The sequence below is a fragment of the Paenibacillus sp. VTT E-133291 genome (assembly GCF_002264395.1).
Lineage (GTDB): Bacteria > Bacillota > Bacilli > Paenibacillales > Paenibacillaceae > Paenibacillus_AQ > Paenibacillus_AQ nitricinens.
This window is the reverse complement of sequence record NZ_NFVA01000094.1, coordinates 1-23910: the sequence shown is the minus strand read 5'-3', so window position 1 is coordinate 23910 and position 23910 is coordinate 1. Positions and strand designations below refer to the sequence as shown.

General features: G+C 43.7%; 22 protein-coding genes and 1 pseudogene. 18 read left to right on the top strand and 5 right to left on the bottom strand.

What is annotated here, in order from left to right; genetic code table 11:
- Positions 1 to 189 precede the first annotated feature (189 nt).
- Both treR and CA598_RS26360 read left to right on the top strand, forming a co-directional pair.
- Positions 190 to 909 (top strand): trehalose operon repressor, encoded by a 720-nt coding sequence (gene treR, locus CA598_RS26370; protein ID WP_094868973.1) that lies wholly within the window; start codon positions 190 to 192, stop codon positions 907 to 909.
- A 499-nt stretch (positions 910 to 1408) separates the two neighbouring features.
- Positions 1409 to 1597 carry a hypothetical protein gene (locus CA598_RS26360; protein ID WP_042188410.1) on the top strand — a complete coding sequence of 63 codons (189 nt, stop codon included), beginning with the start codon at positions 1409 to 1411 and terminating at the stop codon, positions 1595 to 1597.
- A 51-nt stretch (positions 1598 to 1648) separates the two neighbouring features.
- On the opposite strand, the gene CA598_RS26355 is transcribed toward CA598_RS26360, so the two are convergent.
- Both CA598_RS26355 and CA598_RS26350 read right to left on the bottom strand, forming a co-directional pair.
- The gene (locus CA598_RS26355) at positions 1649 to 2839 is read right to left on the bottom strand and encodes a YhgE/Pip domain-containing protein (RefSeq protein WP_094878420.1); all 1191 of its coding nucleotides are present in this window, start codon (positions 2837 to 2839) and stop codon (positions 1649 to 1651) included.
- Positions 2840 to 2866: 27 nt separating this feature from the next.
- On the bottom strand, positions 2867 to 3523 hold the full coding sequence (locus CA598_RS26350) for a TetR/AcrR family transcriptional regulator (RefSeq protein WP_094868970.1): 657 nt from the start codon (positions 3521 to 3523) through the stop codon (positions 2867 to 2869).
- Between the two features lie 194 nt (positions 3524 to 3717).
- On the opposite strand from CA598_RS26350, the gene CA598_RS26345 reads away from it, so the two are divergent.
- Positions 3718 to 4305: a TetR/AcrR family transcriptional regulator gene (locus CA598_RS26345; protein ID WP_094878419.1), complete on the top strand. Its 588-nt coding sequence runs from the start codon at positions 3718 to 3720 to the stop codon at positions 4303 to 4305.
- An 80-nt stretch (positions 4306 to 4385) separates the two neighbouring features.
- On the opposite strand, the gene CA598_RS26340 is transcribed toward CA598_RS26345, so the two are convergent.
- Both CA598_RS26340 and CA598_RS26335 read right to left on the bottom strand, forming a co-directional pair.
- Positions 4386 to 5327 (bottom strand): NADP-dependent oxidoreductase, encoded by a 942-nt coding sequence (locus tag CA598_RS26340; protein ID WP_094878418.1) that lies wholly within the window; start codon positions 5325 to 5327, stop codon positions 4386 to 4388.
- Between the two features lie 135 nt (positions 5328 to 5462).
- Positions 5463 to 6074 carry a TetR/AcrR family transcriptional regulator gene (locus CA598_RS26335; RefSeq protein ID WP_094878417.1) on the bottom strand — a complete coding sequence of 204 codons (612 nt, stop codon included), beginning with the start codon at positions 6072 to 6074 and terminating at the stop codon, positions 5463 to 5465.
- A gap of 175 nt (positions 6075 to 6249) precedes the next feature.
- On the opposite strand from CA598_RS26335, the gene CA598_RS26330 reads away from it, so the two are divergent.
- From CA598_RS26330 to CA598_RS26300, 7 genes are all read left to right on the top strand, one after another.
- Entirely contained in the window at positions 6250 to 7200 is a 951-nt protein-coding gene (locus CA598_RS26330; protein ID WP_094878416.1) for an ABC transporter ATP-binding protein, read from the top strand.
- Positions 7181 to 8083 carry an ABC transporter ATP-binding protein gene (locus CA598_RS26325; RefSeq protein ID WP_094878415.1) on the top strand — a complete coding sequence of 301 codons (903 nt, stop codon included), beginning with the start codon at positions 7181 to 7183 and terminating at the stop codon, positions 8081 to 8083. The genes CA598_RS26330 and CA598_RS26325 overlap by 20 nt, the downstream gene beginning before the upstream one ends.
- Complete coding sequence (locus CA598_RS26320; RefSeq protein ID WP_094878414.1) at positions 8076 to 8861, top strand: ABC transporter permease subunit; 786 nt, start codon at positions 8076 to 8078, stop codon at positions 8859 to 8861. Before CA598_RS26325 ends, CA598_RS26320 begins: the two co-directional genes overlap by 8 nt.
- Before the next feature lie 292 nt (positions 8862 to 9153).
- On the top strand, positions 9154 to 9960 hold the full coding sequence (locus CA598_RS26315) for a helix-turn-helix domain-containing protein (RefSeq protein WP_094878413.1): 807 nt from the start codon (positions 9154 to 9156) through the stop codon (positions 9958 to 9960).
- Positions 9961 to 10173: 213 nt separating this feature from the next.
- The gene (locus CA598_RS26310) at positions 10174 to 11478 is read left to right on the top strand and encodes an NtaA/DmoA family FMN-dependent monooxygenase (RefSeq protein WP_094878412.1); all 1305 of its coding nucleotides are present in this window, start codon (positions 10174 to 10176) and stop codon (positions 11476 to 11478) included.
- A 25-nt stretch (positions 11479 to 11503) separates the two neighbouring features.
- A complete protein-coding gene (locus CA598_RS26305; protein WP_094878411.1) occupies positions 11504 to 12550 on the top strand; it encodes an NAD(P)/FAD-dependent oxidoreductase in 1047 nt (348 codons plus the stop codon).
- A 28-nt stretch (positions 12551 to 12578) separates the two neighbouring features.
- Positions 12579 to 13526, top strand: a complete 948-nt coding sequence (locus CA598_RS26300; protein ID WP_094878410.1) for an ABC transporter substrate-binding protein — start codon at positions 12579 to 12581, stop codon at positions 13524 to 13526.
- 160 nt (positions 13527 to 13686) lie between these two features.
- Here CA598_RS26300 and CA598_RS26295 read toward each other — a convergent pair whose 3' ends face one another.
- Positions 13687 to 14262: a dihydrofolate reductase family protein gene (locus CA598_RS26295; protein ID WP_094878409.1), complete on the bottom strand. Its 576-nt coding sequence runs from the start codon at positions 14260 to 14262 to the stop codon at positions 13687 to 13689.
- A gap of 173 nt (positions 14263 to 14435) precedes the next feature.
- On the opposite strand from CA598_RS26295, the pseudogene CA598_RS26290 reads away from it, so the two are divergent.
- The 8 genes and pseudogenes from CA598_RS26290 to CA598_RS26255 all read left to right on the top strand — a co-directional run.
- A pseudogene (locus CA598_RS26290) lies at positions 14436 to 14642 on the top strand (transposase); the annotation flags it as partial.
- Positions 14643 to 14943: 301 nt separating this feature from the next.
- Entirely contained in the window at positions 14944 to 15324 is a 381-nt protein-coding gene (locus CA598_RS33115; RefSeq protein ID WP_256990653.1) for a DUF2239 family protein, read from the top strand.
- Positions 15233 to 15553 (top strand): DUF2239 family protein, encoded by a 321-nt coding sequence (locus tag CA598_RS33110; protein WP_256990652.1) that lies wholly within the window; start codon positions 15233 to 15235, stop codon positions 15551 to 15553. Before CA598_RS33115 ends, CA598_RS33110 begins: the two co-directional genes overlap by 92 nt.
- An 82-nt stretch (positions 15554 to 15635) precedes the next feature.
- On the top strand, positions 15636 to 15986 hold the full coding sequence (locus CA598_RS26275) for a DUF1330 domain-containing protein (RefSeq protein WP_256990651.1): 351 nt from the start codon (positions 15636 to 15638) through the stop codon (positions 15984 to 15986).
- A 116-nt stretch (positions 15987 to 16102) separates the two neighbouring features.
- The gene (locus CA598_RS26270; protein ID WP_256990650.1) at positions 16103 to 16894 is read left to right on the top strand and encodes an alpha/beta fold hydrolase; all 792 of its coding nucleotides are present in this window, start codon (positions 16103 to 16105) and stop codon (positions 16892 to 16894) included.
- A 636-nt stretch (positions 16895 to 17530) separates the two neighbouring features.
- Entirely contained in the window at positions 17531 to 18808 is a 1278-nt protein-coding gene (codB, locus tag CA598_RS26265) for a cytosine permease (RefSeq protein ID WP_094878407.1), read from the top strand.
- Positions 18777 to 20045: a cytosine deaminase gene (locus CA598_RS26260; protein WP_094868955.1), complete on the top strand. Its 1269-nt coding sequence runs from the start codon at positions 18777 to 18779 to the stop codon at positions 20043 to 20045. Before codB ends, CA598_RS26260 begins: the two co-directional genes overlap by 32 nt.
- A 421-nt stretch (positions 20046 to 20466) precedes the next feature.
- On the top strand, positions 20467 to 23718 hold the full coding sequence (locus tag CA598_RS26255; protein ID WP_094878421.1) for a chitinase N-terminal domain-containing protein: 3252 nt from the start codon (positions 20467 to 20469) through the stop codon (positions 23716 to 23718).
- The last annotated feature ends 192 nt before the right edge of the window (positions 23719 to 23910 follow it).

The window sequence follows — 23910 nt, the reverse complement described above, 5'->3', positions numbered from 1 at the left end:
GCCCCTAGGGGCTGTCTTTCTGTAATATAAGAATTTGTATGTTTCACGCTATAAATTTTTCTTATATTTCCACGAGAAATGGTTATCGTCTTTAAAGGATAACAAAATCGTTTCTCCTTGTTGCCGTATTCTAATTGAATCGATGCTTCCAAAGGCATGACGTGATACAATAAAGGGCGGTGATCAAAATTGAGAGAAAATAAATATTTGCAAATTTATAATGAGTACAGCAACCAAATTCTTTCTGGACAACTGCTGCCGGGAACCAAGCTGCCTTCTGAAAGTGAACTTGCTGAAGCATATAGCACTTCACGAGAGACTGTTCGCAAAGCGCTGAACCTGCTGTTCCGTGAAGGATACATTCACAAAATTAAGGGCAGAGGCTCCTTTGTGCTTGATATGACGAGAATGGATTTCCCCGTTACCGGTCTGATTTCATTTAAAGAGATGGCCGATACACTGGGTACTGCCTCACGGACACTGGTAGAGCGGACGATATGTGAACCGGCAGGCTCCGCGCTCGCCAGACATCTGCAGATTCCGCCTGAAACCCTGGTTTGGAAAGTTATTCGTGCCAGAGAGATTGAAGGCGATCGGATCATTTTGGATAAGGATTATTTCCGAGCGGATATTGTTCCATTCCTAAGCGAAGAAATCGCTGAAGGCTCACTCTATGAATATCTGGAGCAGGAGTTGGGACTTAAAATCAGTTATGCGAAGAAGCTGATATCCGTTGAGCCTTCTACAGAGGAGGATTATAGACTGCTCGATTTGAAGAATTACACGCATATCGTAGTAGTACGAAACTATGTTTATTTGGAGAACACAGTGCTTTTCCAATATACCGAGTCCAGGCATAGGCTGGATAAATTTCAGTTCGTGGATTTTGCACGAAGGGTGAAACGATAAGCTAAGCTTAAAAAGGGGTATCCCAGTGTGGGATACCCCTTTTTTACGCGATATAAAATTCATCCTCCTCCCAAGTCTACAGTTATTTATGTGGTAAAATTAGGATAACTAAATATGGGGAGGCGTGTAAATTGAGTCTTGATCTTGTGATGATTATTTTTCTACTATTAATAAATATTCCAATATATAAAGTATTGTTTCGCGTGTTCTTTGTGGATAATGATGATTATAACGAAACGATTAGACATACTTTTACACCTAACATCGTTTCATTATTCCGAGGAGAGTATTGGAAGGATAGAATGAATACTGCAAGACTTCAGTTTTTTGTTATTATTTGCGTTGGGTTAGTTGTTTTAGAATACCTTGTTTTGAATAAAGTAATAGAAATTTTTCGTTGAAAATAGGAATTTGAATTTCTTGCATAAGCACCATTCTTTTATGGAAAACTTCTGTTGTGCAAATAAATAGCATGATTCCATTTTGGGAGGATAGTATTATGACAAATCAGGATCCGCAGGAGCTTCTTAAGAGTAAACATAAGCTAGACGAGCAAAAAAGGCAGTTCACAAATTTCGCTCGAAGTGCTTCCGGTCATGGTGAAGTTGAAGCTGGCCAGGAATTCAGTAATGATCGAGTACCTGACGATCAAAACCGCATGAAATCTGTTGAAAACAGACAAGACTGACTTTTAAAAAAAGCCGATCCTTTTCTGGATCGGCTTAGAAAATGATTATAACTACCCTTCAAGCTTTTGTGGAGCTTTTACTGCTCCAGGTTTCAAAACAGAAGCAAGAATAACGATCGTACTCCCTAGGCCAATCCAAGTGAGTGTGGATACGGCATCGTTCCAACTTAATCCTTTACCAAAGAAGAACAGCTCTCGAAGACCATCCACCATAAAACGCATTGGCAACCAAGAGTGCACCCAGTCCCGATAGAATGGAGACATCATTTCTGGGGCTAATGCAAGTAATGGTGCACCAAAGAAAAGGATTAAGGCGAAGATAGCGATTCCTTTGATGCCTACGAACGAAATTACGGCAGATATCATAAGGAAAAAGCTAAAGAATGTAATGGTTAAGAATAGTGCTGTATCCATAAATTGAGGGATATGAAGACCTATCATACTTTCTGCGAGCCAAGTTAATCCAAAGCCAACGACTAACGCAATAACAGCCCCCATAACAATCTGTGTTAACTTCGCAGCAAATGCGTCTTTTCGAGTCGTTGTCTTCATCTTGCTAACAGCAAGAAAGAGAACCGCAGCGCTCGCCATACTTGCCATCCAAAGCGGTTGAAATAAGGAAATAGGGGAATTTCCATTAGCACTCTTCGTGCCGATTTCATTCACATTAGTGACCGTCTTGGTTATAGGACTTACTAAAACGGAAGCTTGCTCCACCGTCAATGTTGCACCTTTCTTTTTCAACCCTTCTACAATCTGAGTACGAACATTGTTGTTCATGTTATCAACAACACCGTTCAGGATTTGCCCAGCCATTGTGGAAGCCGCAGTATTCATACCTTGATTAATAAAAATCTGAACTTCAGGTGAATTAGGTGTTGGACTGCTCAAAGAGGCTTGCTTCGCACTAAAGTCTTCCGGAATGACAAGTGCCGCGTAATAATTCTGTTTGTTTAAACCGTTTTGTACTTCCTCGATATTATTTACTTCCAACCATTTGATTGCTGGCTCCTCGTCGGAGGTTGGAGACGAGTTTTTCTGAATCATCTCAACAATCGTTTGCCCCATATTAACTTTCCCTTGATTGGGGATGTCAATTCCTTGATCTGCATTTACGATAGCGATTGGCATGTTCTTTGGTTTGATTTGAACGGAAGGGAAAAGCGCAAGTGAAAAAATAAAGATGACCAAGAATGCCATAATTGGCGAAATCAGTACGAGCTTGTTTTTAAAGAATTTCATGGTTAACCCACTCCTTTTTATAATATCTTAATGATCCGAAGATGATTTCCGAATTCCATCCATTACAAAATGGATCGCATCCTCAATTTCCTCGTCACTGATTGAATCCTTATTTAACAATACAAACTGAGTAGCAATGAATCCGCCAATGAATGAGTAAATTAATTTTAGAAGTCTGTCAATCGGGATGTCCTTCAGTTCACCTCGATCTATGAATATTTCAATAAAATTAGCAATTCGCGGCTTTACTATTTCTGCAAAATAAGGAAGGAATTCATTTTTCAATTCCTCTTTATAAATAATCTCCTTGATGAGAACCTGGAAAATTTCTTTGTTCTCCGTGATAAATTCAATCCGATTTTTAAGAAAAGCCCTTAAGAATCCTTCAAAGGTCGAATCAGCATTCCCTATTATCTGATCAACTGCCTCATTCGCGAGAGAAGGGAAGAATTCTTTAATATAGGGGACAGTAAGAGATAATAACAGATTATCCTTTGTTCCATATTGTTTAAAGATGCTTGCCTCTGACACCTCGGCTAACTTAGCAATTTCTGCAGTAGAAGTATTGGAATAACCCTTTTCAGCAAATAATCGAATGGCTGCCTCTACAATCCGTTGTTGTTTTGCCGTTAACTTTGTGGATTGCGAAATTAAAATCTCGTTAAACAGGTTGTTAATATTCAATAATCAATTCACCACTTTCAGGATTTGATGATAAGTTAATGATAAAAAGTGAGTACTTACTTACTCGTTGTTATTTTAACGGCATCGTGGTTATCTGTCAATAAAAAGTGAGTAATTACTCACCTTAATATTATAGCCAATACTTTTTATGTAATAAGATGTTATTCTAAATGAAAGGTCTTCGAAAGGGTTAGATGAATATGACAGAGAGAATCCATGAACAAATGGCTGAAAGAACGCGGCAATTAATCAAAGAATCATTAATGCAATTAATCGAGGAAAAAGGATTTAGTAATGTGACAGTTAAAGATTTGACACTTACGGCAGGAATAAACCGTGGCACATTTTATCTCCATTATCTGGATAAATATGACTTGCTCGAACAAATGGAGATTGAATTACTGGAAGGTTTAGAAGAGTATATGCACATATTGAATTATCAAGAGATGTTGGAATGCCATAAGGCTAACACTCCGTATGATCCGTTGGTTCAAGTTTTTCAATATTTAAAACAAAAGGGAAGGATTTTAAGCGGACTATTAGGTGCAAAAGGAGATCCTGCTTTCTCACAAAAATTGAAGTCGTTTTTGAAAAACGGTATTTTTGCAGGATTAATCGATAGCTTTCAGGATGAGTCGATCCCTAAACAATATTTTTCGGCATTTGCAACTTCAGCTTATCTTGGCATTATTGAGGACTGGTTAAATAGTGACATGAAACAATCCCCTGAAGAAATGGCAATCATTTATGTGAAGATCAAATTTTTCGGGATGAATTTGTAAGGCGAACTAAAAAGAAGCGAAGCTGAGAGCAGCAACGCTTCTTTTTTTGAGATACTAACTATACCGGTTTGTAGTTATTCTCACACCAAATCATTTACTAGAAGCAAGATTTTTCCACGCGTTTGTCCTACTTTCTCGTGAACAGCAGCAAGCTCTTTTAGTGCTAATCTTTCCGTAATAAAAGGCTTTACATGTCCTTGATCCACGATATCTGCGATTTGGGACAATTGCTTAGCATTACGCTGCACGCCCATTCTCACCACATGAACCCCCAAGTTTTTAGCTACATCTTCGTCTGCCGGATTGTAAGCTGAGACGAGGGTGCCTCCATCTTTGAGCAAAAGCAGTAATTTTGTCACTTCTTCTGAGCTAAGAGGGGAGAGGTTGAAAATTAAATCCACCTTCTCAGTTAGTTTTTCTTCTATTAATTCATTCTTATAATTGATGATTTCGTCAATCCCCAGGTCTTGAAGAGCGGAGATACTTTCTTCTGAAGCCGTTCCAATGACGTAAGCACCTTTCCATTTTGCAAGTTGAACGGAGATGGAGCCTACACCACCAGCTGCTGCTGTGATCAATACCCGTTGGCCGGATTGAAGATTACCGTGGTCGAATAAACCTTGCCAAGCTGTCATCGCACCACCGGGAAGAGCTGCGGCATCTTGTAAATCAATATTTTCAGGTGCTAAAGCTACATCATCAGCTTTGCAGACTACATATTCCGCGGCCGCACCATTTTTGGTCATGTCGAGAAAAGCAAATACTTTATCTCCAAATTGGAATCCATTCACGGATTCACCTATTTTTTCGATAACCCCTGATACATCCACGTTTGGAATAAAAGGTAATTCTAGTGGCAGAATATCCTTCATAACACCCATTCTAAGCATCGCATCTGCAGGATTGAAGGCAGTTGCCGCAACTTTAATTAATACTTCGTCTGCACTTACATCTGGAGTAGGAGCTTCCTCATATCGAAGTACTTCTACTGCACCGTATTGATGATATCTTACTGCTTTCATAATATTAAACACCTCTTCATTAGATTATTTAATGAACAACGTGTTGATCGTTGATCTGACTATATCTTAAAATATAGGTTCTTTCTAATCAATCAACAATGACAGGTTAGGTGTTGAGTGAATTAATAATTGGGCTTAGTTTTTCAAACCTGCTGCAGTGAATGGACCTTGGATCGTGATCGTAGACAGTATTCTGGCCATTTCCTCAGGAGATTCTTTTCCATCACCATTCAACCATTGCTCAAGTACGCCGATATGTGCTGAAGCTAAATAAGCAATTAGGTACTCACTAGGGACAAGTAAATTTTCTTGCTTAATAAGAGGAAATTCATTGTTTACAAACAGCGTTTTCCACATGAATGCTTTCATCTTCGTTTGAAAATTTAAATCAGCCTTAAATAGTGCTTTCATAAACTTTCTATTCAGCTCAAGATGTCTAAAAAAACCAACAAGAATATTTAAGGGAGCGGCTTGGGGAATGTTTGTATCACGTTCCATAATAACTTCAACAAGGTTCTGTCTAACAATATTTTTCATTTCGGCCAAAATTTCATCTTGGCATCTGTTCATTAAGTCATATTTATCCTGATAATGTGAATAAAAAGTGCCTCGATTAATTCTGGCTTTAGTTGTAATGTCTTTAACGGTAATGCCTTCGAACCCTTTTTCCTCAATTAATTCAATTAATGCTTCCCGAATGAGTTCCTTTGTTCTAATAATTCGCAAATCCTTATCCGTTTCTCGCATCAAAAGTCATCTCCTTGATCTTTATAATGTACACAATCCCAATTAGTGTTGGATATCCAGCACTTTCGACTGTTCTGATTATTGTTGAATGTCTTCATTGTGATTATAATTGAAAATATAAAGATAAACAACACGTTGTTCTTTTGAGTGTTGAGCAGAAAGGGTGGATAATATAATGCCTGTTATCGAGATTGAGCATTTGACCAAAGATTATGGTCATAATCGAGGGATTTTCGATATCTCCTTTAGCATTAATAAGGGAGAAGTATATGGTTTCTTAGGACCTAATGGAGCTGGAAAAACAACAACTATCCGTCATATCATGGGTTTTTCCCGTCCACAGCAAGGACACACCTTAGTAAATGGGCTTAATAGCTGGGAGCGAGCAAGCGATATCCAACGGGAGTTGGGGTATTTACCTGGAGAAATCGCGTTGCCGGAGGCTCTGACCGGGACACAATTCATCAAAATGATGGCAGAGTTGCGAGGCATCACGGATATGACACACACGCAAGCGCTGATTAAGAAATTTGAATTAGATCCTTCGGGCAGCTTGAAACGGATGTCACTAGGCATGAAGCGGAAGCTCGCCATTGTTACGGCATTCATGCACGATCCCGCAGTACTAGTGCTTGATGAGCCCACCAGCGGCTTAGATCCGATGATGCAAGCTCTGTTTATTGATTTCATTAAGGAAGAGAAGGAAAAAGGTAAAACCATTTTATTATCGAGTCATATTTTTTCCGAGATCGATGCAACCTGTGACAAGATATCCATTATCAAGGATGGCCGCTTAATCTCTTCATTTGTAGCCAATGACTTGCGACACAACGAGATCAAAACCTTTAAGCTCGAATTCAAATCTGAAGAAGCTTTTAACGGTTTTAACGTTGATGTAAATGCTCAGCAGGAGATTGAAGTATTATCTTTGTTGCCACACAAACATCAAGCTATAGTAAGTATCAACGACAATCAAATCAATCGTTTTATTTCCTTTATTTCCGACTATGATCTTAAGTTTTTCTCGGAGAAAAAGTTTACCTTAGAGGACTATTTCATGAAGTTTTATGATCGGAGTTCAAACGCAACAGGAGGTGCCCAACCTAATGCCATACATCGAAATTAAACATTTAACTAAAGACTTTGGAGATGGAAAAGGTCTGTTTAACCTAGATTTTTCTATTGAGAAAGGTGAGGTTTTTGGATTTGTAGGCACAAATGGAGCCGGTAAATCGACGACCATTCGCCATATGATGGGTTTTCTGAAACCAAAAAGCGGCGCTGTGACCATTAATGGTATGAATTGCTGGACAAATTCTGCCGAAATTAAAAAGCTTATTGGTTATATTCCAGGAGAGATTGCCTTTCCAGATGCGCCTACAGGAACAGAGTTTCTAAGAAGACAAGCGGAATTGTTGGGATTAAAGGATATGTCCTATGCGGAGAGTATCATTAAAAAGCTACAGCTTGATCCCACAGCCAACTTGAAGCGAATGTCGAAAGGGATGAAACAGAAAACAGCGATTGTAGCAGCATTGATGGCCGATCCCGAGATATTAATTCTGGATGAGCCTACTACAGGATTAGACCCACTTATGCGGGCTGAGTTCGTTAACATTTTGAATGAAGAGAAGAAAAAGGGCAAGACGATTTTCATGTCTAGTCACATGTTTGAGGAAGTTGAGCATACCTGTGACAAGGTCGCTTTAATTAAAGACGGAAAATTGATTGCTGTAAAAGCAACAGCTGAAGTAAAACACAGTGAAGATAAAGTCTATAAAATTGAGTTCCTGTCCCATGAGGATTATCAGCGCTTTTTGTGTGAACCATATGAATTTGCAGAGAAGCGAGACAGTCAGAACCAAGTCTTTCTAAAAATGAATGACCGAGAGATCAACCAATTATTTAGGACTTTAAAAGGGTATCCCATCAAGTTTATAGCAGAGATAAAGTACACACTTGAGGACTACTTCAAAGGATTATATGAGGGGGAAACATCTAATGCTTAGCAAACCGATTTTCAAACAAACACTCAAAGCCAATTTTAAATTATGGCTCATCTTTACAGTAATCATGACCGTTTTTCATGTCGTTCTAATCGCAGTGTTCGATCCAAGCACCCTTAGCGACATGTCAAATATGGTTAAAGACACCCCACTTGCCAGTCTTATGGGGGATGCGACGTTCCTTGGAATGCTCGCCAAAACCTTTTATGGCATTCAAGGTGTACTATTGCCCATTGTGTTCATCATTATGACGGCTAACAGTCTCGTGGCATCTCAGGTAGATAGAGGGTCAATGGCCTATTTACTTTCTACTCCGACGAAGAGAAGTACGGTAGTTCGTACGCAAGCCATCTATTTAATTCTGTCACTCATCATTATGATCGCCATCATTAGCCTGGCTGGTCTTACTGCCATATCTGTATTTCAAGGGGATATGGATTTGAACAAAACCGATTATCTAACCCTTAACTTAGGTTTATTTCTTCTAATGTTTGCAACAAGTGGCATATCCTTCTTTTTCTCCTGTGTGTTCAATCTTTCCAAAAACTCATTAGCATGGGGCGCAGGGATTCCAATGGCATTTTTTCTCCTTAAATTAATGGGGGATGTTGACAGCAGTTTGGAAAAATTAAAATATATCTCTATGAATGCGTTATTCGACACGAATGCCATCTTAAATGGTGGAAGCTACTCCATACAATTTATTTCACTTGGTGTAATAGGCATTGTTCTTTATGTATTAGGGATACGAATTTTTAAGGGAAAAGACTTACCGTTATAATTGGGCTATTAAGGAAGAAATTGAATTTAATATTTAAGCAACTATGAAAGGTAAGGCTCTTGGGAAATCCAAGGACCTTACCTTTCTTATTTCATTCTAATAGCATAGTTCGAATCCAAGCGCCCTTACCTACTGCCCATGGTGATCATCATTATGACGGAAAACACTGTGTTTTTAACAACATGGTTAAATTGACTTGCTAGGAATTGTTTACTATCCTTAATTTTGTACGGTATTATGTGCCGTTTCTACTTGACTATACGATTTGAAGTTAGAAGGCAGGTGCAGAACATTGATAAATTTGGACAAATTAGCAAAGGCATTTACTAAAGGTGTCTATGATATAGAAGACAGAAGCAGGTTAGTTATCCAGCCCAAAAGTTTATTAAGTGAATTTACCACCGTTAAGCATGGATTTTTGTTTATCATTCGCGGGGGAGCCAGGATACGAGTGAATGGAACGGTATATGAATTACGGCCAGGTTCAGTTTTTCATGCGGCTCCAGGCATGCAGATGGATTCGCAGGTTATAGGACCATCAGAGCTTGAGTATTACTCACTTTTTTATAAATTGGATATGCCAGAAGAAATGAATAGTACTACCGAATTCGACTCTCATTTCAAGCTGGAGCCAGGAGCCAATCTAAAAATTATTGAATTACTAATCATGCTTCATCAGAATACCCATCCGTCCGGAGAAATTGGAAAGCTGCGTATCAAAGAGCTGTTCTTAAGCCTAATACATCAGGTTCTGATTGCTTGCAGTGACAGAGAGAACGACAGTTCACCGAATCAAAGGATGGTTGACGAAGCCCTTGCATATATTAAACTCCATTATATGAATTCACTTACACTCGGTGAGTTAGCGGAACGGCATGCAATGAGTATAAACCGCTTCTCTTACTTCTTTCACAAATATACGGGGCTGCGTCCAATCGACTATGTCGTTAATTATCGTATGGAACGAGCCTGTGACTTTCTTAAAGCAGGAAATTTTCCTATCCACGAGATTGCAGAGCGCGTCGGTTATGACAATCCGCTGTATTTCAGCCGTTTATTTAAAAAGAAATTCGGCGTTTCTCCCTCTGCCTATAGATAATATACATATCGAGTTACTTATACTTGAATGAAGTTGAAGTCTGCAGCTACTGGTGATGAACCAGAAGTGCAGACTTTTTTATTTAGATTAAATAATGATGCATGTAGAATTTGAGATTTGTATATTTGAATTCATTTAAATTTTTGATAAACTCACCCTTGTAACTGAGAATCATTATCAGTAAATTGATTTATAAATGAAAGGCTGGGAGATATGACACGAAACAGACAATTATGTATTGGGTTGTCCTTAAATGCAACCTGGATGAAAGGAGACGGCTGGCGGCACCCGGATAGCGGAGTCGAAAAGATGGGGTCTATCGAATATTATATTGATTTGGCAAAAATGGCGGAGAATTCTAAGCTCGATTTTCTATTCAGGGCTGATTATCTGTATGTTAGCCCGCAGATGTTAGGGGATTCCTCTAATTTCGGCAGCCCGGACCCTGCATTGTTTTTTGCAGCGATAGCCCGTGAAACCAAGCGGATCGGACTGGTGACGACGATTTCTACCACTTTTAATCCACCTTATGTTGTAGCAAGACAGCTTCAGTCTTTACACTGGCTGAGCAATGGACGTGCCGGCTGGAATATTGTCACTTCTATTGAAGGCGCCGATAATTTCAGCGATTCACCTATGCCTTCACCGGAAGAGAGATATGCCAAGGCAAAAGAGTTCACGGATGTTGTATGCAAGCTGTGGGAGAGTTTTCCGGATGAAGCAATTGTTATCGATCGTCAGTCGGGTATGTTCTCGGATAAGGATAAAGTGACTGCTATAAATCATTCTGGTGAATTTTTCAGTGTAAAGGGACCGCTAACTTTACCTGCTCACAGGTCAGGAACGCCTCCGCTATTTCAAGCCGGCGCTTCGGATATTGGACGGAATTTCGCTTCTTCCGTTGCAGATGCTATTTTTGCAGCAATGCCGGATATTGAATCAGGAGTGGAGCTAAGGAATGATCTGAGAAGAAGAGCGGCTGAGCAGGGCCGTGATCCGGATGCTATCAGAGTTTTGCCGGGATTATATTTTTTCCTGGCCGATACGCGTGAAGAAGCACTTGAATTACATAAGGCTGCACATGCGAATTTACATCTTGAACGCAGACATGCTTCGCTTAAATCTGTGTTGGGTCTTGATTTAAGCGGGTACCCCTTAGGTGTGCAAGTAACTGCCGATATGTTACCCGATTCCAATCAAGCCGTCCGCAGCCGGACACATGCCGAACTATTGCGGCGGTATATTATCAAAAACCAGCCTACAGTGAAAGAGATCCTGGACAGGCCGGAGGTTGTCGGATCTGCTCATTGGGTATCTGTCGGGACAGTCGAGGATGTACTGAACGATATTATTGAGCGGTTTGATGCGGGGGCTATGGATGGCTTCATTGCCTTGCCGGGAGGTTCAGAACAATCTATGGAACTGTTTTTTGCGAAACTGGTACCGAAGCTGGTTGAGAGAGGCTTGTTCCGAAGTGAATATACGGGGTGCACTTTTCGTGAGCATCTAGGGATTTAAAAAAGAGAGTTGAGGCGATTGAACAATGCATGAAGAGGAAATGTTTGATGTTACGATTATTGGCGGTGGTCCGGCCGGATTATTTGCAGCATTTTATAGTGGACTCCGCGAAATGAAGACCAAAATCATTGAATTTCAGCCTGTACTTGGCGGCAAGGTGCATGTCTATCCGGAAAAGATGATCTGGGATGTGGGAGGCATACAACCTATTCTTGGCTCACAGCTTATTGAACAAATGGTTGCGCAAGGGATGACGTTCCAGCCGGAGGTTGCTTATAGCGAAAAGGTCACATCCATCTCGAAAGATGCAGCAGGTTACTTCGTATTACACACGGCCGCAAACCAGAAGCATTTCACTAAAACTGTAATATTGGCCATTGGAGGAGGAATTCTGCAGCCAATCAAGCTTGAAATCGAGGGTGCCGAAAGATTTGAAATCACAAATTTGCATTATACGGTGAAGTCACTTGCCCGCTTCAAAGAGAAGACTATTCTAATATCGGGTGGCGGACATTCTGCTGTTGACTGGGCGAACGAACTGGCTCCGATTGCCAAGAAAGTGTATTTAACGTACCGGAAAGAGAACTTAAAGGGGCATGAAGCCGATATTTCGCGTTTGGCGAACAATGGCGTAGTGTGCTTGTTAAATACTTCAATCGAAAAATTGATTGCCACGCCGGATCACGAAAGAATAGGGACTGTTCTGCTAAAAAGCAATGACAACGGAGAAGGATTTGAGCTGTCCGTTGATGAGGTCATCATTAATCACGGTTATGAACGCGACAAAGAACTGCTGTTGAACAGTGAAATTAAATTAGATCTGTGGGAACATCGGATTTCAGGATCAGCAATGAGCGGGACATCCGTGCCTGGCATTTATGCGGCAGGTGATGTTCTGCATCATGAAGGAAAGCTGCACCTGATAGCGGGAGCGTTCCAGGATTCTGCCAATGCGGTAAACCAGGCCAAGCAATACATCACGCCGGAGGCAAATTCGACCGGGATGGTGTCTTCACACAATGACCTGTTCATACAGAAAAACCGTGATTTAATGAAACATTTATACAGATAGTAATGATAACAACTCAAGGAGGAGTCAAATGAATAGATTATTTGGATGGATTGCATCCTTCATTATACTTGCTGGATTACTGGCTGGATGTTCCGAAACTTCAGTCACACCTGCACCTGTAGTCGGCAAGATCGAGGAAGCGGGATGGCCAAGAACAATTGCAGATGCGAGCGACAATGGAGTGGTGCTCAAGACACGGCCTGAGCGGATAGCGGTTCTTCATCCTTTGTATTTAGATTATTTTTTTGCTCTAGATACTCCACCAATCGCATCAACTAACGCAGTGGAAGCAATGAAAGATTTCGCTACTTTACAGCCTTATGCCGGAACTGCTGAGATTATTGATTTAGGCAACAGCAATGCGAATCTGGAAATGATCATGGATGCAAAGCCTGATGTGATTGTAACCTTCAAGGGTTCTGTTGATAGCAATTATGATGAGTTGAATAAGATTGCACCAGTCATCTTAATTGACTACACCGATACCTGGGAAAAAACGACGATGCTGTGTGCTCAGATCGTTGGAAAAGAAACGTTAGCGGAACAAGCCATTAAGGAAACCCAAGAAATGATTTCCAATACGAAAAAACAGTTAAATAGTCTTGAAAATAAGACCTTTGCCTTGCTACGGGTCGATGGAAAAGCCAATTTCAATGCTCAAGGCTCTAAAAACACGATGTACTACAATCAAACAGCGGGCTTTGGGTTGTTGCCACCAAAGGGATATCCCGAGGAGGGCGGAGCGCTTTCTCTGGAGGGGCTATACAGCATGAATCCCGATTATATTATTATTCAGCATGATATGGATATCGCAAAGGCGGCCATCAAGGAGAAGGAAACTTCAAAGGCATGGAACTCACTGGAAGCTGTGAAAAACAATCATGTTCTTATCTTTGATAATTCACTAAACAGCGCAAGTATTCTGGCTGTCCGTTTGGCTGCAGATCATTTTCTGCAATTGGCGGCTGAACAATAATTTATTATACAACAATCCGATTGCTCCCTGTAGGGTGATCGGATTGTTGTTATTCAGATAAATATCTTGTCCTGTTGTTTGGTGAAAATAAAGTATTAGACTGCCGCAGTTGTCGTTCCAATAACGTTCCACGTTAAGGTAATCACCTTAAGTGAGAAGGTCATCTTACCGTCTGGTAAACAAGGCCTATGGCTCCAGAATCAAAGGTCTTGTTTTCGATTAGCTTGAGATTGATCTTCTCCTTGAGACCTTGGAATAACGGCAATCCCTTACCGATCAGAACGGGAGAAACTGTGATTTTATACTCATCAATTAAATCAAGCTGCATAAGCTGGTGTGCGAATCTAGGACTGCCGAGGATGACCATATCCTTGCCTGGCTGTTGTTTGAGGTTATTGATCTCATCCTCGACATCTTCTTTGATGAGTCTCGAATTATTCCATTCGACTTTCTCCAGCGTCGTGGAAAAAACGATTTTGGCTGTCTTTTCGATCCACTCGGCATGATTCCGTTCATGCTGCGAAGCTGATGGGTTCGAAGGCACAGATGGCCAGTAACTGTGCATCATCTGATAAGTCCCACGTCCCCAAATGACAGTGTCGGCAGTACTCAGAATTTCTTTCGCATGTTTCTCCAAATCAGCATCGTAGGAAACCCAGCCAATGTCCATTTCACCATCCGGCCCTTCTACAAAACCGTCAAGCGATGCGTGAAGAAATAGAACAAGTTTTCTCATTTTCAGTTCTCCTTTGTTCATGAGGGATATTTGCATTATACATTAACTACATTTTAGCAGAATATTGGAAGGGAAGGTCGATGCGAGTACAAGAAGTTATCCTACAGGATAACACAAACGTTACATGTTGATACGCAACAACAAATATCAGAGATCAGTTTCTAATTCAAGTGTTATTTGAAAAAAAAAGTGAACTGCATATTAAAACCACATCAAAAGCTATTGAGGCAGCAAAACAACATGGTCGTGAAGATATGGCTGAGAAGAACGAGAAAAATCTGCTACGTTATCAGGGGATACTAACTAACCTTCAAGAAGGCAACAACATTTTCGGTAGACAAGACCGTTTAAAAAGAAAGGTGAGTGCTGGAAATGGTTAATTATGACCGTACAGCCATCTGCGAGAGGATCGAATTCCTTACGCCGTCAACAATCACAAGCACCCACTCCAAAGCAAACAAAGCGTGAGGTAAATGATGCGAATAAGGATATACTCATCGATATGTTAAAACGCAACATCAAAACACTGCATGAACAACATAAAGCAAACACTAACCCTCAACAGCGCGGTTTCTCTTAGGCCGCGCCTTTTGCATTTAATCCCTCCATAACCAACGACAAAATATATTTTACCCGGGTAATATTAGTGAAGCATTCAGAGGAGGATCTATAGAATGAGAGATGATCAAACGCGCTTTTGCTGCACAGCATTTTTTGGGTGTGGGAGTCGTCGCCAGTGGTTCGTTACAGCACGTTGTTACTACAGTGAAGGATGCTCTGGATGACAGAGACCTCACACAGCTGCTTATATTTGACGATACCACGGGGAAGCAAATAGATATTGATTTCCGTGGGAAGACAGATGACGTGCTCAAACGATTAGGAGAACAGTTTGGCGATTTGCCCGATATGGAAATGAATAACCAGCCTACACGGCGGGTCGGTCGACCCAAGCTGGGGGTTGTATCTGGTGAGGTTACATACATTATTACCAAAAGATTGGGAATGGCTGAAAAGTCAATCTGGAGGGGCGTCGGTAACATTACGAAAACTCGTTGGTGATGCTCGCCGTGCTGGAGGAAAACAGAGCAAGATACGAGAGTCACAAGAAGCAACATATTACTTTATGACAGCTATGGCCGGGAACTTCCATCAATACGAAGAAGCTCTGCGGGCACTGTATGCTGATGATTCGGATCGTTTTTACCACTTGATCGATAACTGGGCACCTGATATCAGAAACCATATCAAAAAATTAGCCGCTGATGCATTCCCCGAAGGGAACAAATGAACGAAAAAATGTGTAGGCGTAAGGAATTTAGAATAAAAAAAAGGAACGATGAAAGGAGCGAGGTATCGAGGGCAGCATCGTCATGTTGAACCTCATGCGTATTCGTGATGTTGCCGATTACACAGCCAATCCTGAACTAACACCGGAGGTTCGAATCAGCGGTGCCGAAGCTTTCAACCGCTATATCGAGCACACCCTCCCATTTCTCCGTGAAAGCGGAGGTGAAATCATGTTTCTTGGCGATGGCGGAGAGTTTCTTATTGGACCCGAAGACGAAAGATGGGATCTTGTCATGATGATCCGCCAGAGCAGCGCGCAGTCGTTTCTTGCTTTTTCAAGTCATCAAGACTACATGGCCGGTATCGGGCATCGGACTGCCGCGATCGAAGATTCACGCCTTCTGCCTATGACAGAACTTACAATACCGAATTAATTGGAGGAGAACATAATCATGAACATTCTGAAAGTCAAAAGCGTCGCATTGCCTATGACAGTTTTGGTAACGAAAATGACGAAGCTATTATCCTAATCGCCGGGCTTGGAACCCAGATGATCCGATGGACGGATTCGTCTTGTCGGATATTAGCAGTGCGGGGCTTTCACGTAATCCGTTTTGACAATCGCGACTTAGGTTGCTCGACGCATTTTAGCCAATATCCGACGCTGGATTTTGACGCACTGGCGACGGCTCTCATGTCGGGAAAGCGACCGGACATCCCTTACACTCTCGATGACATGTCCAACGACGCTATCGGACTACTCGATGCCCTTTCAATTGACCGGGCACATTTCGTTGGCAGGTCGATGGGAGGAATGATTGCCCAGATTGCTGCCAGTGAGTACCCTGAACGGGTTTTATCACTCACCTCCATTATGTCCGGTTCCGGTAATCCAACACTTCCGCAAACTTCCCCGGATGTCATGGCGATGATGACTAAACCAGCGCCGAACCCATTTGAGGATGAAGCAGGATTTTTGGCGCACAGCGTCTCTTTTGCTAAACGTATCGCCGGCACCGGCTATCCGTTTGAAGAGGACGCTTATCGAGCACTCATTCTGGAGGAAGTCCAGCGAGCCTACTATCCAGGCAGTATTGGACGACAAATTGCTGCGATCGCTGTCTACGGTGACCGTCGTCCGCGGCTGGCGACCATAAAAGTACCAACACTTGTCATTCATGGGGTGGACGATCCCCTATTCGTCCCGGCGTGTAGCGAGGACACGGCTTATGCCATTCCGGGCGCTGAGCTAATGTTGATTGACGGCATGGGACACGACTTACCGCACCAACTGTACAAAGTAATCGCTGATGGTATAGAGCGAACGGCTCGTCGCAATTGACACGCTGCAGCTGCCACCAACAGAAAGTGCGAAAAATATGGCGGAGGAGTTTGAATCGATTTCACTCGAAGTGCTTTCAGGGGATTATGTTTTGTATATAATGGCGATGGTGATAACTTTCATGATGATTTCGTAATGGAGGACCCTTTTTCATTAGAGCTTCAGCTTGATACAATTGTGAATTTATTAATTAAATACCCCTCCGTTTGGACTATGGATCAGGGCGTTTCTGATTCGAAGAGGAGACACTCCAAAAGTGAGGTTATCCTTTACCACATAAGGCTTTGCGCTAGGAGCAAGTGCCATGTTCAACATCCGCCCCATAAAAATTCCATGTGCAGCATTTAAAAGAGAATTTAAACCTATGGATATTAATGACATTGACATCCATAGGTTTTTCTAAAATAATAGAATGTAATTGAATACTGGTACCTTTAATTCAGTCCAGAGAGGCTGACAAGGACAGCGGATTTTTATAATCACGCGAGAAGCAGGGCATATTCCGTCAAGGGATGCTCTGTATCTTGGCGCGGGTTATGATGAACAAAAGAGGCTACTTGTCAGTTTAACTTGACAAGTAGCCTCTTTTGTTTCTGCTTTTTTGGTATCAGGACACTTTATACTGGGGGTATTCTGATGAGTAAACAAGATCAAGAGTTTTCGTGGCAGGCAGTGCCAAAAACGCAGAGAAATCATTTTGGGAAGACATTTTCCGTCATGTTGGCATTCACTTTCTTTTCGGCAAGCATGCTGGCAGGGGGGACGCTAGGTGTCAGCTTGACATTCATGGAGTTCATTGGAATCGTGCTTGCAGGTAATCTTGCACTAGGCATCTATACGGGAGCGCTGGCACATATCGCTGCCAAAACAGGGCTTTCCACGCATTTGCTTGCAAAATATGCGTTCGGTGAAAAAGGGTCCTACCTTCCTTCTTTCCTGCTCGGCTTCACACAGGTCGGATGGTTCGGTGTCGGCGTGGCCATGTTCGCAGTACCCGTCGCCAGAGCGATGGATTGGAATGTGTACCTGTTGATCTTCGTATTTGGTCTCGCAATGACGGCATCAGCCATCTTCGGCATGAAGTCGCTCGTCATTCTGGGCTATGTAGCGGTTCCGGCTATTGCTATTCTTGGTGGTTACTCCGTGTTCGAAGGAGTAGACACGCTGGGAGGTCTGCAAGGGTTGCTTGATTACACACCGACTCAGTCGCTCACCACAGCAGCAGCTTTGACCATTTGTATTGGGTCATTCATTAGCGGCGGAACGCTGACGCCCGATTTTGCCCGGTTTGCCAAGACGTCCCGGCAGGCGGTTACTGCAACAGTCATTTCGTTCTTTCTGGGGAACTCACTTATGTTCCTATTCGGCGCAGTCGGCGCAATGGCTTATAATCTGGCAGATATCTCAGAGGTTATGTTCTTGCAAGGATTGCTCATTCCTGCAATCGTCGTTCTGGGGCTGAACATCTGGACGACCAACGATAACGCACTTTACGCTTCAGGGCTGGGCTTCGCAAATATCACAAAAATCTCTAAAAAGTTTTTCGTCATCATTAACGGCATTGTGGGTACCGTATTTGCCATGTGGATGTACAACAATTTCGTCGGTTTCCTGAATGTGCTGGGCGCGGCGATACCTTCCATCGGGGCCATAATCATCGCAGACTATTTTATTGTGAAGCGTAGAAACTATAAACCATTTGCCGACATGACTTTCAAGAATGTAAACTGGATAGCGATGGTTGCTTGGGCAATAGGTGTGGCCTTTGCCCAGCTAGCCCCAGGAATAACACCACTAAACGCACTTATCGGAACAGCGGTTGTATACACCGCATTGATGCTGATCCTATCTACGAAAAAATCCAAAGAAATGGGGAATACAAATGATTATACAAAACGCAAAATTGCGGGGTAAAGAAGGTTTATGGAATATTGTTGTGAAAGATGGGAAGTTTGATCTTATCACGCAGTCCCTGGAATCAACTACGAATGAGGAAGTCATTGATGTGGGCGGCTCCCTTGTGCTGCCACCGTTCATTGAACCTCATATTCACTTGGATACAACGTTAACGGCAGGTGAGCCGGAATGGAATTTGAGCGGAACACTATTCGAAGGCATCCAGCGTTGGTCAGAGCGCAAAGCCTCCCTGACACATGATGACGTTAAAACACGTTCCAAAACTGCACTGAAATGGCAGATCGCGCAGGGTATCCAGCATGTACGAACACATGTAGACGTCACTGATCCAAGCTTGACTGCTGTTAAAGCAATGCTTGAAGTGAAGGAAGAAATGGCACCATTTATTGACATCCAGCTTGTCGCTTTTCCACAGGAAGGTATTCACTCCTTCCCGAACGGCGTGGAATTATTAGAAGAGTCGTTGAAAATGGGTGTTGACGTTGTGGGTGGTATTCCACACTTCGAATTCACAAGAGAATATGGCGTCGATTCGATGAAAGTTGCGTTTGACCTCGCTGAAAAATACGACCGCCTGATCGACATCCATTGCGACGAAATCGATGACGAGCAATCCCGTTTCTTGGAAGTCGTAGCCAAAGAAGCCTACGAGCGCGGGCTTGGTTCCCGCACGACTGCAAGCCACACGACGGCGATGGGGTCATACAATGATGCATACACGTACAAACTGTTTAGATTGCTGAAGATGGCTGACCTAAATTTCGTCTCTAATCCTCTGGTTAACATCCATCTGCAGGGACGCTTCGACACGTATCCGAAAAGAAGAGGATTAACTCGCGTCAAAGAACTGCTGGAAGCCGGACTTAATGTCTGCTTCGGTCACGATGACATCTTTGATCCATGGTATCCGCTAGGCACAGGTAATATGCTTCAAGTACTGCACATGGGTATTCATGCTTCCCAGTTGCTCGGATACGATCAAATCGTAAATTCAATCGATCTTATTACGAAAAATAGCGCAAGAACGTTGAATATCGAGGATATGTATGGCATTGAAGAAGGTAAACCAGCCAACTTCATCGTTCTTGAAGCAGAGAACGAGTACGAGACCATTCGCAAACAGGCCGGAGTGCTTTATTCGTTCAGAGGCGGCCGCAAAATCGCGGAAACACAGCCGCGGAACACTTCGATCATTCTTGAGAACGGTTTGGAGAAAATTACTTTCAATAAATAATCGGATGAAGCATGCGCTGTATCAAGCAGAGCCTGCGTTTAAGTCAACAATCCCCTTATGTTAGACAGGTATATAAGAGATCACATGATCGTGAACTCTTCCTGCATCCATGGGGGGATTTTTTTTGATTCTTATGTTTGACCATTTTTCTTTTCCAGGACATTCCGGAACAAAACGCTAACATTACTAAGACTTTTTTCATAGCTTATTTCCAAGATTCGACCTTGTTTTCACCCACAGTATAGGCCGAAAGTATAAATTTACAACACTTTACATAAATCTATGTTTTTCCTAATCCTTATGAGATAGCATATTAGACGAAAGCGGTGGACAACTATGGGGAAATCCGCCGATCTATATCTCGAGGAGGAAGGAAATAATGGAGAAGCATTCAGGTTGGAAAAAAAGACTGCTAAATTGCATGCTGGTTGCATCTGTTGCCGTACCTCTGCATTTGTTCGCATTCGGAGCCGATACGGCGGTACACGCTGAGGGGGCAAGCGATCCCGCACCATTCATTGAAGCCAAAGTGGTTAACGAGCATGCAGGCCAGAAAATACTGTTCGACAATACCCACGCACAGACGGCCGGAGCGGCTGACTGGGTTATCGACGGTGCTTTTTCCGACTTTGGCAATGCGCTTGCGCAGGAAGGCTATTACGTCAAGGAGCTTCGTAAGACCACTCCAATTACGCTGGGCGATCTTTCCAGCTATGACGTCTACGTCGTAGCTGAATCAAATATTCCATATAAATCCAGCGAACAGGCAGCAATGGCGGAATACGTGGAGAACGGCGGCAGTATCTTCTTCATTGGCGATCATTACAATGCGGACCGCAATAAGAACCGCTGGGACGGAAGCGAGGCATTCAACGGCTACCGCCGTGGAGCTTGGGATAATCCAGCTAAAGGCATGAGCGCCGAAGAGGCTGGCTCCGCGGCAATGCAAGGCGTAGTTAGCTCCGATTGGCTGGCAGAAGAATTCGGCGTCCGATTCCGCTTCAATGCCCTCGGTGATATTAACGCAAACAACATCGTGGCTCCCGCACAGGCCTTCGGTATTACATCAGGAGTATCAAGTATAGCCATGCATGCCGGCTCCACGCTGGCAATCCTCGACCCGACCCGGGCGAAGGGTATCGTCTATCTGCCGAAAACCAACAATGCATGGGGCAACGCGGTGGACCAAGGCGTCTACAATGGCGGCGGCGTAGCGGAAGGTCCTTACGTGGCCGTAGCGAAAAAAGGCGCGGGCAAAGCCGCCTTTATTGGTGACTCCTCCCCGGTCGAAGATGCAACGCCGAAGTATTTGCGCGAGGATACCGGTGCCAAGAAAACGACTTACGACGGCTTCAAGGAGGCTGACGATGCTGAGCTTCTGGTAAACACCGTTAACTGGCTCGCCGAACAGGAGAGTTATACAAATTTCACCCAGGTAAGTGGGTTGACGTTGGATCAGCCAACGCAGCTGCTGCCGTTCGAAGAGCCGGCACTTTCCACCGAGCCGCAGCCAGAACCATGGGCCGCGCCGAATGCCGGCTACAAATGGTTTGACCGCACTACCTTCAAAGCGGGCTCCTACGGCGGACCGGCAGCTACTGCAAGTGCGGTGTACAATATGACGCACCAGACGGTGCTGCCGAACGCGCAGGATTTCCAGATTCGCGTCAGTGCAGATAATCTACCTGCTAACACCAGCGTATCAGGTTTCCAATTGGGCATTTACCAGGTGAGCAGCGGCGCCCAGATCGCCAAGATCCAGAACAGTGACGGCACTTGGCCAAGCAGCTATGCTTACAGCGCCAACTTTAGCCTGACATCAGATCTGAACGGCCATGCTTACAAAGATCTGACTGTGCAGATCAAACCTGGCACCACAGCTGCATCCAACCTTCGGCTGCGCCAGAACGGAACGAACCTGAAGACAGAATCGGTAACGCTCGGTAACGTCCCAGCAGAACCGCTACCAGATGAGGAAGATCCGATTCCGGCGACCGTCTCCATCGGCGAAGCCCGGACCAAGATCGTTGGATCCTTGGTGACGGTTGAGGGTATCGTAACGACTGAGCCGGGTATTTTCGGTGGGCAAGCCTTTTACCTGCAAGATAAGACCGGTGGTCTTTATATCTTCCAGAGCCAAAGTGGCTTCCATGCCGGTGATACGGTTAAGGTAACAGCTTCCACGGCGCTGTACAATTCGGAGCTAGAATTGACCGAAGTTGTGAAGATTGAGAAAACCGGCACAGCGGAGCTGTCAGAGCCCGTTGTCGTGCCGGCGGTGAACGATACCAATCAAGGCCAGCTGCTCAAGCTTAAAGACGTGAAAGTGACGAATATTATCAACGCCACTCCAAGCGGTTCCTTTGAATTTGACGCTATCGCCGAAGGCGGGACAAGCAATCACATCCGTGTGGATGTCCGGACGGGAATCACGAAGGACAGCTTCCCTTATGCAGAAGGCCAGAAGCTCGATATTACGGGCGCAGCCGCGATCTTCAAAGGCGTATACCAACTCAAGCCTAGAAGTCTCGGAGATTTCAGCGTTGTGGAAGAAGAGGTAGCTCCGGTAACGACGGCAACGCTGTCGACGAATCCGAATGCTGCGGGCTGGTTGAACCAGCCCGCCGAAGTGACTCTGAAAGCCAACTCCGGTACAGCTAAGGTTTATTACTCGCTAAATGGCGGCGTGGAAGCTGTATACAGCACTCCGTTGTCCGTAAGTAAAGACGGACGAAATACGCTGACATACCATGCAGTTTCGGGTAAGGGCAAGATCGAAGAAACCAAGACACTGAGCCTTAATATCGACACGGTTTCACCGACAGCGGAGCTGACGGAGTCCGGTCATGCAGTCGTCGATGTGGAGGAGGAAGCCCAGCTTAAGTTTGTATTGGTTGCCGAAGATAACCTGTCCGGCGTAGCCTCCAAGCAGCTTCTGCTCGATGGACAACCCATTGCCGAAGGACAGACCCTGAATGCTGCGGAGCTGGGTGCCGGGTCCCATACTGTAAAATATGTAGTGATCGACGCCGCTGGCAACACTGCAGAAAAGAGCTACACATTCCAAATTACAGGTGGAGCCGCACTCGCAACTGACAAACCTGGACAACCAGTGTTGTCCTCGAACAGCGGCTACGGTTATGGACTCAGTGACGGCAACTTTACCGTCACCATGAACCTCTGGTGGGGCAATAATGCTACCAGCTACAAGCTTTATGAGAATGGCACGCTAATCGATTCCAAGTCGCTGAAGGATGTATCTCCGTCCGCCCAGACGGCAAGCACAGCGCTGCACGGTAAACCGAACGGCACTTATGTATACACAGTGGAGCTTACCAACAAATACGGAACAACGAAGAGCCAGCCGCTTACGGTGACGATCCGCGACGCCGCTCCGGGCAAGCCAGTCTTGGCCCATGACAACTGGGACGGAGACGGCTCTTATAAAGTAACAATGAATCTGTGGTGGGGCACTAACGCCACAGAGTACCGCCTTTATGAGAACGGGCAGCTGATCGACACACAAGCGCTAAACGCCAACACCCCTTCGGCGCAGATCGCTACGACTGACGTCACTGGCCGCGCTTCCGGCATATATGAATACCGAGCGGAGCTGGTCAATGCAGCGGGAGAGACCTTAAGTGATACTATTAAGGTAACTGTCAGCAATTAATAAGATGAGTTTCTAAATTTTACGCGTAATATACCAATATGCTGCAATGTTATAACACTTAAAGAATCATACGATCAAAACAACCTAGGGTTCATACCTTAGGTTGTTTTAGTTTTGATATCAATATATTTAGAGCTTGGACAAAAGAAAGGTGCTTATATCTTTTGAAGTGCTCCCTGTCAAGTGTACAGT

Bases quoted from the DNA above. Each gene is read 5' to 3' on its own strand.
- CA598_RS26360 (WP_042188410.1), top strand. From the start codon at position 1,409: ATGACAAATCAGGATCCGCAGGAGCTTCTTAAGAGTAAACATAAGCTA.
- CA598_RS26355 (WP_094878420.1), bottom strand. From the start codon at position 2,839: ATGAAATTCTTTAAAAACAAGCTCGTACTGATTTCGCCAATTATGGCA.
- CA598_RS26345 (WP_094878419.1), top strand. From the start codon at position 3,718: ATGAATATGACAGAGAGAATCCATGAACAAATGGCTGAAAGAACGCGG.
- CA598_RS26340 (WP_094878418.1), bottom strand. From the start codon at position 5,327: ATGAAAGCAGTAAGATATCATCAATACGGTGCAGTAGAAGTACTTCGA.
- CA598_RS26335 (WP_094878417.1), bottom strand. From the start codon at position 6,074: ATGCGAGAAACGGATAAGGATTTGCGAATTATTAGAACAAAGGAACTC.
- CA598_RS26330 (WP_094878416.1), top strand. From the start codon at position 6,250: ATGCCTGTTATCGAGATTGAGCATTTGACCAAAGATTATGGTCATAAT.
- CA598_RS26325 (WP_094878415.1), top strand. From the start codon at position 7,181: ATGCCATACATCGAAATTAAACATTTAACTAAAGACTTTGGAGATGGA.
- CA598_RS26320 (WP_094878414.1), top strand. From the start codon at position 8,076: ATGCTTAGCAAACCGATTTTCAAACAAACACTCAAAGCCAATTTTAAA.
- CA598_RS26310 (WP_094878412.1), top strand. From the start codon at position 10,174: ATGACACGAAACAGACAATTATGTATTGGGTTGTCCTTAAATGCAACC.
- CA598_RS26305 (WP_094878411.1), top strand. From the start codon at position 11,504: ATGCATGAAGAGGAAATGTTTGATGTTACGATTATTGGCGGTGGTCCG.
- CA598_RS26300 (WP_094878410.1), top strand. From the start codon at position 12,579: ATGAATAGATTATTTGGATGGATTGCATCCTTCATTATACTTGCTGGA.
- CA598_RS26295 (WP_094878409.1), bottom strand. From the start codon at position 14,262: ATGAGAAAACTTGTTCTATTTCTTCACGCATCGCTTGACGGTTTTGTA.
- CA598_RS33115 (WP_256990653.1), top strand. From the start codon at position 14,944: ATGATCAAACGCGCTTTTGCTGCACAGCATTTTTTGGGTGTGGGAGTC.
- CA598_RS26275 (WP_256990651.1), top strand. From the start codon at position 15,636: ATGTTGAACCTCATGCGTATTCGTGATGTTGCCGATTACACAGCCAAT.
- CA598_RS26270 (WP_256990650.1), top strand. From the start codon at position 16,103: ATGATCCGATGGACGGATTCGTCTTGTCGGATATTAGCAGTGCGGGGC.
- codB (WP_094878407.1), top strand. From the start codon at position 17,531: ATGAGTAAACAAGATCAAGAGTTTTCGTGGCAGGCAGTGCCAAAAACG.
- CA598_RS26260 (WP_094868955.1), top strand. From the start codon at position 18,777: ATGATTATACAAAACGCAAAATTGCGGGGTAAAGAAGGTTTATGGAAT.
- CA598_RS26255 (WP_094878421.1), top strand. From the start codon at position 20,467: ATGCTGGTTGCATCTGTTGCCGTACCTCTGCATTTGTTCGCATTCGGA.